14 protein-coding genes are annotated in these 14,916 nt (G+C 44.1%); all 14 read right to left on the bottom strand.

The features are described 5' to 3' along the window. On the bottom strand, positions 1–1,541 hold a 1,541-nt coding region (locus FC33_RS05090; RefSeq protein WP_191978951.1), incomplete at its 3' end, for a phage tail spike protein. Positions 1,542–1,547: 6 nt separating this feature from the next. Continuing rightward, positions 1,548–2,321 (bottom strand): distal tail protein Dit, encoded by a 774-nt coding sequence (locus FC33_RS05085; protein WP_057827534.1) that lies wholly within the window; start codon positions 2,319–2,321, stop codon positions 1,548–1,550. Beyond that, complete coding sequence (locus FC33_RS05080) at positions 2,321–7,948, bottom strand: tape measure protein (protein ID WP_057827533.1); 5,628 nt, start codon at positions 7,946–7,948, stop codon at positions 2,321–2,323. Before FC33_RS05080 ends, FC33_RS05085 begins: the two co-directional genes overlap by 1 nt. Further along, positions 7,949–8,284: a hypothetical protein gene (locus tag FC33_RS05075; protein WP_162257621.1), complete on the bottom strand. Its 336-nt coding sequence runs from the start codon at positions 8,282–8,284 to the stop codon at positions 7,949–7,951. It lies immediately after the preceding gene. Positions 8,285–8,334: 50 nt separating this feature from the next. Beyond that, a complete protein-coding gene (locus FC33_RS05070; RefSeq protein ID WP_057827531.1) occupies positions 8,335–8,679 on the bottom strand; it encodes a tail assembly chaperone in 345 nt (114 codons plus the stop codon). 94 nt (positions 8,680–8,773) lie between these two features. Next, positions 8,774–9,397: a phage major tail protein, TP901-1 family gene (locus FC33_RS05065; RefSeq protein WP_081037059.1), complete on the bottom strand. Its 624-nt coding sequence runs from the start codon at positions 9,395–9,397 to the stop codon at positions 8,774–8,776. Between the two features lie 14 nt (positions 9,398–9,411). Next, positions 9,412–9,792, bottom strand: a complete 381-nt coding sequence (locus tag FC33_RS05060) for a DUF3168 domain-containing protein (protein WP_057827530.1) — start codon at positions 9,790–9,792, stop codon at positions 9,412–9,414. Continuing rightward, entirely contained in the window at positions 9,789–10,118 is a 330-nt protein-coding gene (locus FC33_RS05055) for an HK97-gp10 family putative phage morphogenesis protein (protein ID WP_057827529.1), read from the bottom strand. Before FC33_RS05055 ends, FC33_RS05060 begins: the two co-directional genes overlap by 4 nt. Beyond that, positions 10,115–10,396 carry a hypothetical protein gene (locus FC33_RS05050; RefSeq protein WP_057827528.1) on the bottom strand — a complete coding sequence of 94 codons (282 nt, stop codon included), beginning with the start codon at positions 10,394–10,396 and terminating at the stop codon, positions 10,115–10,117. The genes FC33_RS05055 and FC33_RS05050 overlap by 4 nt, the downstream gene beginning before the upstream one ends. Continuing rightward, positions 10,393–10,743, bottom strand: a complete 351-nt coding sequence (locus tag FC33_RS05045) for a phage head-tail connector protein (RefSeq protein WP_057827527.1) — start codon at positions 10,741–10,743, stop codon at positions 10,393–10,395. The genes FC33_RS05050 and FC33_RS05045 overlap by 4 nt, the downstream gene beginning before the upstream one ends. An 11-nt stretch (positions 10,744–10,754) precedes the next feature. Next, positions 10,755–11,693 (bottom strand): phage major capsid protein, encoded by a 939-nt coding sequence (locus FC33_RS05040; RefSeq protein WP_057827526.1) that lies wholly within the window; start codon positions 11,691–11,693, stop codon positions 10,755–10,757. Between the two features lie 20 nt (positions 11,694–11,713). Further along, entirely contained in the window at positions 11,714–12,265 is a 552-nt protein-coding gene (locus tag FC33_RS05035) for a DUF4355 domain-containing protein (protein ID WP_057827525.1), read from the bottom strand. Positions 12,266–12,420: 155 nt separating this feature from the next. After that, entirely contained in the window at positions 12,421–13,398 is a 978-nt protein-coding gene (locus FC33_RS05030; RefSeq protein ID WP_057827524.1) for a minor capsid protein, read from the bottom strand. Then, positions 13,391–14,908: a phage portal protein gene (locus FC33_RS05025; protein WP_057827523.1), complete on the bottom strand. Its 1,518-nt coding sequence runs from the start codon at positions 14,906–14,908 to the stop codon at positions 13,391–13,393. Before FC33_RS05025 ends, FC33_RS05030 begins: the two co-directional genes overlap by 8 nt. Positions 14,909–14,916 lie beyond the last annotated feature (8 nt).

Genomic DNA, 14,916 nt, shown 5'->3' with positions numbered 1-14,916 from the left:
TTTTGTAAATCTAATTTAGCCTGAGATAAATCAGATTGGTTCTGTTGTGCGGTCGTTAATGCTTTCTGCGCGTTGGTATTAGCGTCCCCAACTTGAGCAACTAAGCCGTCCGCTTTAGCAAAAGCAGCGTTGGCGTCTTGAACAGCTTTATCAAGTTCTTTCTGTTGAGCTTCAACTTTGTTCTTGATTTGCTGCCCGGTCGTGTCGTCAATCAAGATGACCCATTGCCCGTTTTGGTATTGCTTCAGAACAACCGTTCCGTCAGGTTGAACGTCATACCAAATATCTCCCTCTTTCGGGTTTGTCGGTTCGTTTGGACCATAGTTGACGACTGCGCCCGTTCCGTCAATGATTGCGTGGTTAGCAGTTGACTTGGCTTCATCAGCGTTGACGTTGGCTTGAGCTACTGATTGCTGTAAACCGGCAATTTTGTCGGCTGTTGACTGGATAGCCTTAACACCAATCGTGATTTGACTTTTAGCTTCATCGCACCGATTCCACTTGATACCAGTGACCCGCGTTTGATACTTGATATTAAGGTCATACCGGACAATCGTAACCGTTTCGCCAAGATTGAGATAACCAACATCACCAACGGTTGCTTGGAACTGAACCAATGGAACTCCGACTTGTTGAAGTTGAGCCCATGTTTCTTTAAGCAACTGTGCTGGGTCTTTTTCGTTGTCAAAGTCAACAATTCCAATTCGTGGTTTGCCGTCGCTGTAACCGTAGATTTCTGTTGATTCTTTCCACTCAACATATTCTTGCCCTTTCGGCTTATCCACTGGGTCACCATTGGCTTTGCTCCATTCAACATCAGCAAAGTTAATCTTCCGGCTATATCCGCCCGTTAAATTACCGTCTGCGTCTGTTTCTTCAACACCAGCGCCACGACCAACCAAAGCCGTGAAAATACTGCCTTCGTTGGCTTGCTGCGTTACGGTCAAGGCGTTATCGCCATAAACAAAACGGCGACCGTTGTTACCCCCTTGTTGTTGGTAAAGCTTAACGTATCGCCGTGTTATTTGGTGTCCTTCAATGTTGATATATGGTTCAATGTCAACTTGCCATGTTTGATAGACCGTGTTCAGAGCGTCAAGCAGCGAAACGTAATAGAAATTCATATCACGCCGCAAACTTTCTTCTTCAAGCATTTGGTCTACATAGTCGACATTCCAACGAGAATACCCAAGAATGAGCTTGATTGTGTCTGCTGGTGTGACTTGGTTCGGTCGCTTGTCCTTAATGTATGCGCCTTGCATTTCGTCCCAAAAAGCACCTTGCCCGTTGATTGCGATTTCGTGGTTCTGTACCTGAACCAACGTCTTCCGGTATAAGTAGAAATTGTGATTGCTTTCGCGGTCTGAAATGGCAAAGTACCGCACGTTGTTTAGAATTGACGTGTATTTTTCAGAGAGAACAAGCGAGCCTTCGATTGTGTCTGCCTGATGATAATTCAAATTTTGATAGAGTGAAATAATATCCTTGCTTGGTACAGCGCAAAGAATTTTTTCGTTGCCGTCTAACATGTAGAATTTCAAAAAATATCACGTCCTTTCTTTCTTGTATGTGATAGATAGTATCCCGTCCGGGCTGACTGCGAAATCTCCCAATGCTGGGAAATTCTCAAAGTCCGAGTCAAAGTCTAGCCATGCGGTCTTATCAACACCATTCAGTTCCACGTTCTGCGCTATCGGGTCGATCGACAACGTGTCCCCGGCGTTGACGGTTGCGCCTGAAAACGACATCTTGAAACCATTATTCGTGATAGTGATTGTTGACGCCGTTTCGCTTGGCGTGTAATCAAGTTCGAGAAGTTTTGCATTCGTGCAATCGTCTGACACTGTGCCGCTATTCGTGATTGTAGCTCTTTTTTCAGTGCTGTATGAATGTGGGTCGCTACATGTGATTGTGAATGACCCGTTTCCAGCAAGTACACCGACCGGCAAGTCGCTTGTCGCTGAAACTGTGCCAGTATAGTACCAATCAGGGTCATCTTTGAAATTGAATGTAAATTCATTGTTTCCAAGGATAGTCGCTAATTGGATATACTTTGCAATCAAATCTTCCGCCGTATCTGCGATGATTTGATAAGCTACCACGATTGACCTTGTGGTGTAGTAAGCTTCGATAAATCGTTGACCGTCCCGACCGTCAGGCGTTTCTGCCGTGATTTTCTTCGGCAACGGTCCACGTCCTGTGACTGTCAGCGTTTGATAGCCGCTGATTTGTTCTTCAATCGTTCTTCCGTTAATCATCAACGCTTCTGACGGAATGAATACACCGCCTTTCTGCGTTGGTGTCGTGTCTACAAATTCCATTATGACAACCCCAATTCCATATCTACATTTTGTTGGTTCGTAATCGAGCGAACTAAGCCCTTGAATGCTGCGTTTGGCATGTTGACGTTCAAGCCAAGTTGAATAGGTGTGGCTTTCATTGACGTTTCAAGTGAATGGTCGATTTGAGCCTTATAAGACCCGTTCATATAGCTGGCGTGTGTTGCGTCTGCCATTGTGCTATTCACATCGTCCATGACTTGCTTTGCTGCGCCTGTGGCTTCACTTTCATAGTCTTGAATACCAACGGCGATACCGGCTGGAATCCAGCGCCCGACCATATCACGCATTTTCCGTGACGGCGAGTGAATATCCCCGGCGGCTTGAGCAGCAGCAACCGCATTACTTACCGCATTAGCAGCAGCGGCAGCAACCGCACCACTACCGGAAGCAATACCATTGGCGATACCCATTGCCAGGTTGTAGCCGATTGTCTGCATGTTGCCTTCTTCGCCTTCGGCACCTTGAGCAGCAGCCCAACCGAGCGTATCTCCAGCGTCTCTTGCTTCTCCACGGCGTCCACGAACTCCGCTTGCTAAGTGATACCCGAGAGTATCTCCTTCGTCTTGCATTTGACCGGTTCTGCCACGAGCTCCAGCCGTTGCGGCATATCCTAACGTGTCCCCAGCGTCTTGAGCTGAACCACGTCTATTTCGTACACCGCTAGCGAAATGATACCCGAGAGTATCTCCTTCATCTTGCATTGCTCCGGTACGTCCACGAGCTCCGGAAACTGCTGCATTGCCTAAGGTGTCCCCAGCACTGCGAGCGTCTCCTTGACGTGAACGAACACCGCTAACAAAGTGATAGCCCAACGTATTCCCGGTATCTTGAATAGTGCCGGTCTTGCCCTTTGCTCCGCTGTTAGTGCTTGAAGCAAGTTGTTTTCCGGCACTTTCAGCGTCTTTGCTCTTAGAACGAACACCAGCATTATAACTATTGCCGGCGTCTTGACCTGACCTCTTAGTCTTATTCTTAGCTGTATCAGTACCGTGTCCGGTTTGGTCGGCAACGTACTTACCTGCGGCGTTATAGTTTCCGCTCTTCAAAGCATTAATGAATTTGGTCTTACCGTCATTACCATGTTTGAACATTCCAGGCGGCAATTTCTTAATTCCGCTTTGAACGTCCGCTGTAACAGCGTTCGCCGTTGCTTTGTAGTTTCCTGACTTAATAGCATTGACAAGGTTTTGAGCCCCTTTGACACCGTTTTGCTTCATGATTTGAGCCATTGCAAGAGTTTGCGTTTGTGTCGTCGCATTGTTCTTTTGCAACGTTGCCATAATCTGTTGCATTTGTGTCTTGGTAATGTTGTTCATTTGAGAAAGTGATTGTTGAACTTGGTCGTTCGTCAGTTTTCCGCTTTGAGCGTACATTTGGAGCTTTTGCAAGGAAGTCTTGTTGATTTCCTGAATTTCCTTGTTGTTTGCCGTTGTTAAATCAGTAATTTGTTGCTGATATTTCTTCTTGTCAGCTTGGCTTGACGCTTGCGCTTCCTGTTGTTTGAGCTGTTGAATTTTAGCATTGTTTTGCTGAATTTTCTGTTGCTCCATTTGGTTACGCATGTCAAGGTCTTTGACAACGGTTTGCGTTTCCTGTTGTGATAACTTCTGACCGTTCTTAATCTTGTCTTGAGCGGCTTTCACTTGCATGTTGATTTGCTTGTTCAATGCGTTTTGCATTGCCGTGTTTTGGTCTTGCAATGCTTTACGTTGAACGTCATTCAACTGTTGACCCTCTTTGGTCTTGTTGTTCTTCAACATTTCGCTGTTTTGCTTCATGATATCAAGCATTTGGTTATTGCTTTGGCTTTGGTCTTGAAGCATTAAGTTGTCAGCTTTGATTTGTGCTTGCCGTTGTTGTGTTGCGCTTTGATTACGAGCGTTAAGGATAAGCTTACCGGCTTCTCTAGCAATTTGTTCTTGCTTTTGTGAGTAGCTCTTTGAGATATTCAACGAATTCTGTGCGTATTGTTGCATTGGCCCAGTGTTGAATACCTTAGTCATTTCATTTCCGACATTCTGCAAGCTCTTTGTCGTACTTTGAGCCGAATTTTGCATTGCCTTGTAGTCGTCCTGAACACTCGTTGACATGCTCTTAGACTTGCTCTTGGTTTCGTCTGATGACTTGCCTAAGTCTTTCAAACTCTTGTTTACCAATTTCAAAGCATTGTTATTCTTCAAATTGTCCCAGTTCTTGCCAATGTCTTTAGCACCTTGACCGATTTTCTGTGACATGCTGTGTGCGTCTTCTGCTGCACGTTTGAAGTTGCCAGTAACAACGTCACGAAGAATGCTACCAACGCCGCCCAATACGTCAATCAACATTTTGATTGCAATCACGGCGTCTGAAACGCCTGCACATAATAATTGCAAGGCTGTGACTGCAATCGCAACACCACGAGCAATCGCAACGAATGCACCAACGCCAATAGTCTTGACAATGTTGCCCAAGCCACCGAATGAACTGGTTGCGTCATCAACTACGCTCAACAACGGCTTGAAGAATTGCAAGCAGCTTGAGAGTGCTCGACCTAATGCTCCGAATACTTCACTCGTAACGTTTCGGATATTCATGAAGTTTGATTTCCATGCTGAACAGAAACCAGCTACAACAACTGCAATGGCTGCGATCGCTGCGCCAATCGGGTTGTCAACAATGGCTGCTCCTAAAGCTCTGAACGCAGAACCTACACCTTGAAAAGCCATTGTTAAACCAGCTTTGAATACATTGCTTCCAGCCCTTAATTCCTTGAACTTGCCAATAATTCCGGCAGCCTTTGAAGCAACCGCAGAACCTAATTGCCCTAATGAAGAAATCGGGTGGAGAATTGCACTTGCTAACTTACCAAGAATGCTTGATGACTCGGACATCTTACTGTCAAATGCTCGGAATGTTTCAATCGGGTGGCGAATGGCTGCGTTAAGATTGCCTAGCTTAGAACCTAATTCTGTTGCTTTTGAACCGGTTTTAGCTGCTCCTTCGGCGGCTTTTTCAGCTCCTTTTTCCATTTCTCCGAGCCCTTTGCCTGCGCCTTGAGCTTTTTCGCCAGCACCTTTGAAGTTTTCTCCAGCAGTCTTTGACTTGTTACCACTGTCTTTGATTTTTTCTCCGGCTTGTTGCGATTTCTGCCCGGACTTATCCAGCGACTCTGACATCTTGTCAGTGTCCCGGCTTGCCTGTTGTTCAGACTTGCCGAGCTCTTCGGTTGTTCGTTGAGCTTCCTTTTCTTTACTTGAGAACTTGTTCAAAGCTTGCGTTGCTTTTTGGTTAGCAGTTGAGAATGCAGTCATAAAGCCTTTGACTTTGTTAATTGCATTTCCGACTGTGCTAAGAATGGTTGATACAACCTTGTAAGCTATCCAAGCTTCGGTTGCCTTAACGACCACCGGAACAAGTGCAGCAATCGCAGAAGCATTTTGCCGAATGAAGTTGCTTACTTGAGTGACTACTCCGACAATGCTACTCATCACTGACTTGAACGTGTTAAGAGCGCCAGTGTTTGAAGCGTTTGAGTATAAGTTCTTAACGGCGTCAATCACGGCTGTAAGAGCTGCTTTAACAGGTGGCGCCATTTGTTGGAAAGAATTTTTAATGACGTCAACGAACGGCTTAATCTTTTCAGCCAAGCTCGTTAGGTCGCTAGCTGCTTTTGTAAGAATTTTGCTAACCGTTGCACCAAACTTAGTAATAAGCTGAGAAAGATTGCTGCCGGTGATAGTTTCCAACGCACTTGAAAATGACTTAATCATTTCCCCCATTCCACGCTTGATTGCTGTCTGCATGTTTGTGAATGATGTTTTGATACCTGATGTAGCGTCATGAGCAATCTTGCTGAATGATTGCATACCGCCGCCGCCCTTTTGGTCCATTTCAATCATGGCATCTTGGAATTGCTTTACAGAAACCTTACCTGATGATAAGTCAGACTTTAATTGAGCCGATGTCATGTGCATATTCTTTGCCAATGCGTCTAAAGCTGGTCCTAAACCGTCATTCATTAATGAGTTCCACGTTTGAGCATCGACTTTACCATTAGCGAATGCTTGTGATAACTGAATGGTTGCTTCTTTGGCTTGATCGGCTGTACCACCAAAGCCAATAACAGCGTCATTAAGAGAACTCCATACTTTCTGTGCTTGTCCTAAGTCACCGTTGGTTGTTGCAGCCATCATTTGAACGCCTTGTACCGCCGAATCAAGACTTGTAGGCAAACCCATAATAGATTTGTTCAAATTGTCCATCATTGCTTTAGTATCGTTAGCGCTAAAGCCCATATTTTGGAATACTCGACTGGCATTATTTAATGTATCAACACGACTTACAGCGTCACCAATGGTATTTTTCAACCCATTTACTGCGGAATTTACTAAGTTGAACACGCCAACACCAGAAGCAACCGAGGCAACACGGCTTTTGAAGCTTGCAACTCGTTCACTCAATGACGTGAAATGCGAGCCGCTTTCTTCCGCTGCTGAACCAAGGCGCCTAGTTGCGCTTGACGCTTCTTCCGCAGAGCTTTCAATTCCCCGTGTGGCTTCTTTGGCTTCATTGCCCATTTCTTCAGCTTTTTCGCCGGCACTGGTTGAAGCACTACCAAGCTGTTTAATTCCGCTGGCTGCTTCTTCTGCTGATGAGTCAATGTCACGAGTTGCGCTACGGGCTTCTTCGCCCATTTCTTCCATTTTCGAGCCAGCACGTGAAGCGTTTGAACCCAATTCAGTGATTGCTTCCCCTGCTCGTTGTGCTGATGAGTCAACGCCATTCGTTGCAGACTTGGCTTCTTGACCCATTTCTTGCATGTCAGAACCAGTTTGTTTTGCCTTTGAACCTAATTCCCCAACGGCTTCTTTTGCTTGGCCTGTGGAGCTATCAACCCCGTTCAATGAGCTTTTGGCTTCGCTGCCCATTTTTTGCATATCAGAGCCAGTGCTATTGGCTTGGCTACCTAATTGTTCAACAGACGCTTTCGCCTTATCTGTCGAACCGTCAACACCGCTAAGAGCTGACTTGGCTTCATTGCCCATTTTTTGAGCGTCTGAACCCGTTTTATTGGCCGCTGTGCCTAATTCACTTACAGCTTGTTTTGCAGTATCTGCTGACCCTTTTACGCCGTTTGTAGCATTCTTACTTTCTTGACCAAGTTCGGTCATATCCTTGCCGGTCTTGTTAGCTTCGTTTCCTAATTGCGAAACTGACTGTTTGGCTTGGTTGAATTCGGTGCTTACACCGTCAGTGGCACTCTTGGCTTCCGAACCCATTTCCTTGATGTCAGAACCGGTGTTTTTAGCAGTATTTCCAAGCTGTTCGGCACTGGCTTTTGGTTTTTCAAAGCTGTTTGCCACTTGAGAGCCTGCTTCTTGAGCGTTCTTAGCCATTTCATCGACTTTGCTACCAGTTTGCTTAGCTTTGTCGCCTAATTGCTCAATGCTTTCTTGCGAGTTCAAGAATGCTTGCTTAATTGCACTGGTGGCTTCTCTAACGTTATCGCCTAATGAGTTCATCGTCTGCTTTAAACTGTTGATTGAACTGATCATTTTGTCAATCGTATTAATAAAGTCCGAACCGTTAGCGGTTAATTTAGCAGTAACGCTATAATCTTCTGCCATTTACTTCTCCTCCTTTCCTGCAAGTTGTTGCTTAGCCATTTCGGCCGCTCTCTTAGCACGTTCAGATAGTGCTTTGTATTTATTAATTTTCTTCATTGCTGCAGACTCAGTCGGTGTATGTTTCCAGCCTTTCAAACGCGCTTCTACTGCGTCTAAATCAATAATTTCATTCAAGCTCGTAAACTTATAATGCTTGCCGTCATCTTCAACAGCTTCCGTTGCTCGCTGAATGAATGCAAAAAAATACAGGAGACGCTCATCGTACACAGTTTTTAAACCGTGCGCTTTCATACGCCACCTGTATTCTTCTATAGTCATATTTTCAATGTATTCCAACGTCAAAGTCGGATATGCAGCGAAAATATCAGTGATTAATCGCTCGTATGTTAAAGGTTCGCTAATGCTTCCTTGGCCGGTTGAGCGATCATTGTTGCCATTTTCTTCGTTAATGGAGAAGTCTCGAAAAAAGCTTCAACTTTATCAAAAAGTTTATCAATATCTTCATCTTTAGATAAAGCATCTTCGATTTCTCCACGCTTTAATTGGCCTTTTAATAAACTGGTTAATACATCAGTTAAAGTGAACACATCACCAGTCATTAAGCCGCTCATAATACCTGACATTTTTTCGATATTGCCTTGTGAATCATTAGGCACTAAACCTAATTCTTTCAAATCTTTAATGTGCATTGTTAATTCATATTTTTTGTCATTTAATTTAATTTTTGTCATATAGCATTTTCCTTTCTAATATCGTCTCAGCTCGGCTCTTGCCTACTCGTCTCTGTTTCTATGTTAAATCATCACTGACCAATTAATCCATCGTCTATTTTCCTGAAGTGCTTGAAGTTGTTGAGCTAGCAGAGTTTGGTGTTGAAGTGCTTGCTGAACTTGAATCATTTGAAACAGTTCCCGTTGATGTTTCGCCAGCTACATAATCAGGAATTGCTGCTGTGTCCTTTGAGCCTTGGATAGTGTCACGGAAGAAGTTATTCACTGTTGCAGCGTCTTCTGCACTAACTGTTGCTTTACCCTTAACAAGTTGACCGTTAAGAGTAAGAGTTGTCTTGATTGTTGCGTCTGTCCCGACTTTAGCTGGTGTTTCCCAGCTTGATAAGTAGCCATATCCGTATTGAGCCATGTATTGGTTTTCGCCGGCTGGTTTGCTAAAGTCGATTTCCCAAACTTCAACAACCTTTTGTTGCTTGGCTGCATAGTGGAGCATATCGTTTACCACAGTGTCAGAACCTAAAGCTTCGATTTCAATAGTAGTTGTCAATGTACCCGGTGCAACGATTGTACCGTCTTTTGTGGCGGTGGTTGCCACCTTAGCACTTTCCTTAACTGTATGTGTTGTTTGCAATGCTAAACGCTTTGCGTTTTCCTTATCTGCGTTTTCTTTCAACCGAAACATTAAAACGCGGTCGATACCTTCGATTGGTTGTTCCATTGTTAAATTCCTCCTTATAGATATTGAATTGTGAGTGTTAATAGGCCATGCCAAAGGTCAATGCCTGTGCTTTGATCGCCTAACATTTTCGAGGTTGAGTTTACTACCTGATACCGAAAATGCGGCGTTTCATGATTGCTTGCTACCGTTGCCAGTAAGTCATTCATGATTGCTGTGACGTCGCTTCGGTGGTCGAATTCGGCGTAAACATGAACCTGAATATCAGTGCTACCAAGCACTCTGCCTTTGGTATATTGGTCTGTATTATCTTGCTCCCCGACGAATACAAATGGATAGCCTTGTTCGTCATCGGGGAGATAGTCAAAGGTTGCGTACCCTTTGGCTTGGGATAACTCCATAATCTTTTGATAGATTTCTTCGTACGGGTTATTCATCGAACTAAGCCCTCCATGTCGTTTTTAAACTGCTCTTTTGTCATATCAAACGCCTTTTTCAGGTAAAAGCGTCCGTACATCTTACGAGTACCGTATTCAACATATTTTGCATAGTTGCAACCATCAAAACTGATTTCGCCTTCAAAATCGCTGACTTGCGTTGTCATTGAGTTCTTCAAGTTCCCAGTTCTGACCGGTACTGTGGTTTGAGCCAATGAACCCATGTTCTTTGTGTTCTTAGCAACACATTGCTTCACGGCTTCAAGGCTCTTCATTTCTTCCAGCTTCCGTTCTAATGCGTCCAAGCCGTCAAATTCGTAACTCATAGCCGCCCCACATATTTCAAACAATAAATTGCCGTTGCGTGGCGGTGCTGAATTACTTGACTGATCTCAAGGTTCAACTCTCCGTCAACTTGGATATATCCCGAAGTGACCGGCAGACTTTCGCCAATTCTCACGATATATGAGCGCCGCTTTGCGTCCCCGAAAATCGGGATAGCTTGGTCGGGACTCATTTGCGTAATATTGGCTGCGTATGTCTTGCCTTGGTAATCATTCGGGTTGGTGTTCTTTACGAATACCGCACTGTGTTCATATCTCAATAGATATAGAACCTTGCGTGTTGTTCCTTGCCGTTGCCTGTTGTGTTCAGGTAGTCGTCAATTTCGTTTTGGTATTCGTCAAAGTCGCTATCCGGGAATGTCAGGGCTTCGCCTGCTTCTGAATAGCTCTTATATCCCTCGTTGCCGATACGGTTGAACCGTTTCAGCATAACGTCTTGAACGATGTCGTTGAAGCTGACCGGAATTTGTGTTGTGTCTGTAAGATGTAGCAAGCGGGCTAATCGTTGGCGGGTCAACGTTTCAATGACGGCGAGCTTTTCATCAGTCGTCCCGCTTATCATTGTCTTGACCTGTTGAGCAGTTTCAGAGATTTGATTATCCGCCATTAGTTATTCCTCTACTTTCCTGTTGATGAACTTGCGCTTGTTGAAGCAGCTGCTGCTTTTGGTGTTAAGTGTGAGAATGCACCGTCCTTAACAATCATGAAGCCAACTGTCATTGTTGCACGCAATGCTGACATGTCTTGTTCAAACAAGTTTACAGGCTTGCCGTCTGCTGCTGTGATTGTTGAAAGTTGAGCATCGTTTGAAATTGTGTATTCGATTGTTCCTGGAATTCCGTAGTAAGCATAATCGAAGTCCCCAGCAAACAATTCGCCTTTCTTCATGTTTGTTGACTTAAGGTTGACTGTTGCCAAGCCGTCAATTTCGCCGTTTTGACGGTCATATAATGATTGAACAACGCCGTTTTGAACTAATTGTGCATTCCGTAAGAGCGTGTTGTTTTGAGCTTTTGAAACGAAAGCGTTTGGTTCGTTGTCGTTGTCTGTAATCTTGTCTTCAAGGGCGAGAATGTTTTGGTAAGTGATGTCGCCTTGCATGTCATCGCCTGCAGCTGTTGATGATTGAGCTAATGAGAACTTGAATGGGTTGTCTACACCTAAGATAGCTGCTTCATCAAATTTCTTGTAGAATGCTTCTGCAATGCGTGGTTGCATAACATTGAAGAAGTCGCCTGCTTGATATTTCAAATATTCGTTTGAAACTGGCAAGATAACAGCTAACTTGTGAGCTTGAATTGTGATGTTCTTGTAGCTTGGAGCTGATGTTTGAATGCGATTACCTTCGTCGACCCAGTATGCGCCTGGTCCGTCTAAGAACACTTGGAAAGTCTTAGCTAAGTCGTCCATTTCAACGAATTGTGATAATTGCATGATTTTTGAGTTTTGCATGACGTCTTTCAAGATGAGTTCTTGATATTTAGCAGGGACTGTGCCGTCCTTTGCTTCTCTCATCATGACGTTTTCTGGTGTAAATGTTTCGCGAGTTAAAACCATAAATTTTGTTCCTCCTTAATTTATTTGATGATACGGTTTTTTCTAGCAAAATCTGCTAATGATGAGCCAACATGAATACTTTCAGCACTCGTTCCCGGTGTCTTTTGCCGAGCGTTGGCTTTGAGCCGGTCATTAACCGACTTATCCCAAGCGTCTTTGATTTCTTGTGTGGCGCTTGCGATTGCTTCGTTGTCTTTCAACAATGAAAGAACTTCAGCAAACACGGTTGGCAAACCTTTTTCAGTCAAATCAGCTTGAATGTCCGCAATCAATGCTTTGTGATTGAGTTTTGCTTCCCGTTCGTCTAATGCTTTTTCACGCTTTTCGATTTCAGCGTTTTTGCGTTGAGCTTGCGTCATCTTAGCGTAGCTTTCCGCTTCTTTCTTAGCGTCTGCTACTGCCTGTTCCGTCTTTTCAGCCCATTTCTTGTCATTGTTTTTCAAAGCTTTATCAATCGCTTTGCCAATGATTGAGTCTAGTTCTGATTGGCTTTGCGGTAAGCCTTCCGTGTTTTCTTTTGGTTGTTCTTCGCCACCATTAACTGATTGGTTTTGAATATCTTCTTCTGCCATATATGGTTTTCTCCTTTCCCGAGCAGTAAATTTTGAGTAAAAAAATAGCGCCCCGGTTTGCGACCAGTTCGCCAGTGTTCCTTGTTCAAATTTCCCGTTCAGTGTTGAATTAAGCCGGTGCTTTTAACGACGTCACGGCAATTGGTCAAGTGTTGTTAGTTTTCGTCAGACGGCTTCCCGAGGTGCTTGTTTGCTTCCTTGAATTTCCGTGCTTCTTCAAGTTGCTTTTGGAATGCGTCATCTTCTTGTGACGGGTCATAAGGAGCAGTGCTACAACGGCAATTCGGGTGCATTGGTTGAGCATTCTCTCCCGGCTCCATTTCTGATACTTTGAAATGCTTACGGTTGAGAAGTTTGCAAGTGTCACAAGCTGTACTTTCGGCAACATAAACGTATTCATCAACGTTGGCTTTGTCATAGCATTTCTGCTGTATCTTTTGATGAGCGAATGAGCTTTCGGTTATCAGCAACCGCCGAGCTTCATACGGTGCAACCTCGAACGCTTTGGCAAGTTTACCAGCAAACTTTGTCGGGTTGTCGCCGTTAATAATAGCCGCCCGCAACGTCTTGTCTAAGGCGCTGTAAATGTTGTTCCCAGTGTTGTACCACCTATCCATGAATGTTGCGTTGTCGTGGTTAGCATAAACAATTCCGGGCAATGCTTTGACTAGGTATGAGTTTGATAAACCCAAAGCCTGCTGCATTGTCTGCAAATCTTGCTTAGCATTGTCCGTCAGCGTGTCCTTCATGGTGTCAATGTTGTTGTCACAGAGCTTTGCCAACTCTAAATTGATTTGGTTCAACAAAAGCTGATACCGACTGACTTTCATTTTCAGGTTGTACAGGCTCATTTGTCGGTTTGCTGTGGCGCTCATGTTATGTTCTTCAACATATTTCTGCGCTTGTTTAGCAAATGCTTGCACGTCCATTCTGTCAGCCATTTGGTACGCTTGATTAACGGTAATTCCGTTCTTGTCAGCGTACTTGACCCAAAAACTATTGATTAGATTCTGGATCTCTTTTTTAGCTTCTTCAAGTTGCTGAATGATAATCTTGTTAGCCCGGTCGATTGAGCTATCCAAGTATCGTTCTCGTTCTCTTTCACGTTGTTGCCAATAATCGAAATTAATCATCTTGTGTCATTTCTTTCTCGGCCTTGCTCTCTTCTTGTTGCTGTGTTGCTTGTTCTTGGCTCATGAAATTCATAGCCGGTTCTTCGTCCTTAACAGCTTTCATTTCAGCGTCAGGGTTGGCAATCAGTTCAGGGAATAGAGCCATTAATGTTTGCTCTGAAATGCGACCACCTGCGCCAATGTATGCGGTCAAGTCGTCGTTGATTGCTTTCGGTAAGTTGTAATTGAATGTAATTTCGATGTTCGAGCTATCAACCTGCGATAACTCTTGAACGGTGTTAGAGAGCGAAAGAATGAGCTTGTATCGCCGTAATAAGCCCTTTTCAAACATTCTTGACTTGATACCGACAACTTGGTCTAAGCCTAAGAGTTTGTATTTCAAGCTTTCGCCGCTTTGAGTTCCAGCAAAGTTTTCATCAGTCAAATCTGGCACGCAGCTAATCTTGTGAATGTCATCAACCAGCCGCTTCTTGTGTGCTTCTGTCCCGTTAACGTCATATTGCTTGTAGAGATATTGCGCTGTTGTTGGATAGCGTGTCCCTTGTGGCGATGTTGCGTCCGTGGTTGCCAAGATGTTCGCTTTCTTCAAGCGAATCATATCATCGGCACTCATTCCGTTCATCGTCCAGTCGCCGTTTATCCAAAGCATAGCGTCGTTGAAATCATACATATAGTTTGATGTATCACTTTCGGCGGCGTCGTAAGCGTCAATTAAAGGAATAACGTCTTCGTAATCTCCACGGCGGAAACGGTTGTTCTTGAATTCGATAACCGGCACATCGCCAAAGCTATGAAGCTCTTCTTGCGGGTTGATTAAGCTAATTTCTGACGAACTGCAAGGGCTATAAGTGATAACCTTGTCAGCCGTGTATACGATTGGCTGGCACATTGTCCGCCCGTCTGTTTCAAAACCTAAACTTGGATAGCGAACTGCCATGATTGGTTTTTCTTCAATCGTTGTGTCATAGATGACGAACGTATCAAACACGCTAGACAAAGCAAAACGATTATTGTCTTGTTCGTCACGCCATAAGATTTCATAAGCCCGACCATACTTAGACAAATCAAGCAGCAGATTGCTGTTTTCTTCATCTGCGTTGTTGGTGTCATTGGCTTCCGTGATAACGTTCTGAACCTTGTCGTCTTTCTTATCTTGAACTTGAATGGGGTTGCCGCCCATATATCCAACCATAAACGAACTAATGACCTTTCCAAAATTATTTGCGATACGATAATCAGCTTTGCCCGCTTCTTTTCGTGCTGGCCGATTCATAATTGTATCATTTTGAGCTTTGTAATAATGATCTAACGAATGCAACCGTGGCACTTGGTTTTGTCGATGATGATTAATCATGCTAACCAAGATTTCAGGGTGTTCAAGCAAACTGTCAGCGTCTTGGTACTTGTAGACCATGTTTGCTTTTTCACTGTAATACGTCATGAACTCACTTGTTGTTGGCGTATCAAGATCAAGCTCAAAGTCGTTTGTCTTGTTGTTAGTGTCTGCCATTTTCTCAC

The organism is Ligilactobacillus aviarius subsp. aviarius DSM 20655 (assembly GCF_001436315.1).
Classification (GTDB): domain Bacteria; phylum Bacillota; class Bacilli; order Lactobacillales; family Lactobacillaceae; genus Ligilactobacillus; species Ligilactobacillus aviarius.
Note: the sequence above shows the minus strand (reverse complement) of the source record. Positions and strands in the feature narration are given on the sequence as shown.

Coding starts and splice junctions, on each gene's coding strand:
- FC33_RS05085 (WP_057827534.1), bottom strand. CDS start 2,321: ATGGAATTTGTAGACACGACACCAACGCAGAAAGGCGGTGTATTCATT.
- FC33_RS05080 (WP_057827533.1), bottom strand. CDS start 7,948: ATGGCAGAAGATTATAGCGTTACTGCTAAATTAACCGCTAACGGTTCG.
- FC33_RS05070 (WP_057827531.1), bottom strand. CDS start 8,679: ATGACAAAAATTAAATTAAATGACAAAAAATATGAATTAACAATGCAC.
- FC33_RS05065 (WP_081037059.1), bottom strand. CDS start 9,397: ATGGAACAACCAATCGAAGGTATCGACCGCGTTTTAATGTTTCGGTTG.
- FC33_RS05060 (WP_057827530.1), bottom strand. CDS start 9,792: ATGAATAACCCGTACGAAGAAATCTATCAAAAGATTATGGAGTTATCC.
- FC33_RS05055 (WP_057827529.1), bottom strand. CDS start 10,118: ATGAGTTACGAATTTGACGGCTTGGACGCATTAGAACGGAAGCTGGAA.
- FC33_RS05045 (WP_057827527.1), bottom strand. CDS start 10,743: ATGGCGGATAATCAAATCTCTGAAACTGCTCAACAGGTCAAGACAATG.
- FC33_RS05040 (WP_057827526.1), bottom strand. CDS start 11,693: ATGGTTTTAACTCGCGAAACATTTACACCAGAAAACGTCATGATGAGA.
- FC33_RS05035 (WP_057827525.1), bottom strand. CDS start 12,265: ATGGCAGAAGAAGATATTCAAAACCAATCAGTTAATGGTGGCGAAGAA.
- FC33_RS05030 (WP_057827524.1), bottom strand. CDS start 13,398: ATGATTAATTTCGATTATTGGCAACAACGTGAAAGAGAACGAGAACGA.
- FC33_RS05025 (WP_057827523.1), bottom strand. CDS start 14,908: ATGGCAGACACTAACAACAAGACAAACGACTTTGAGCTTGATCTTGAT.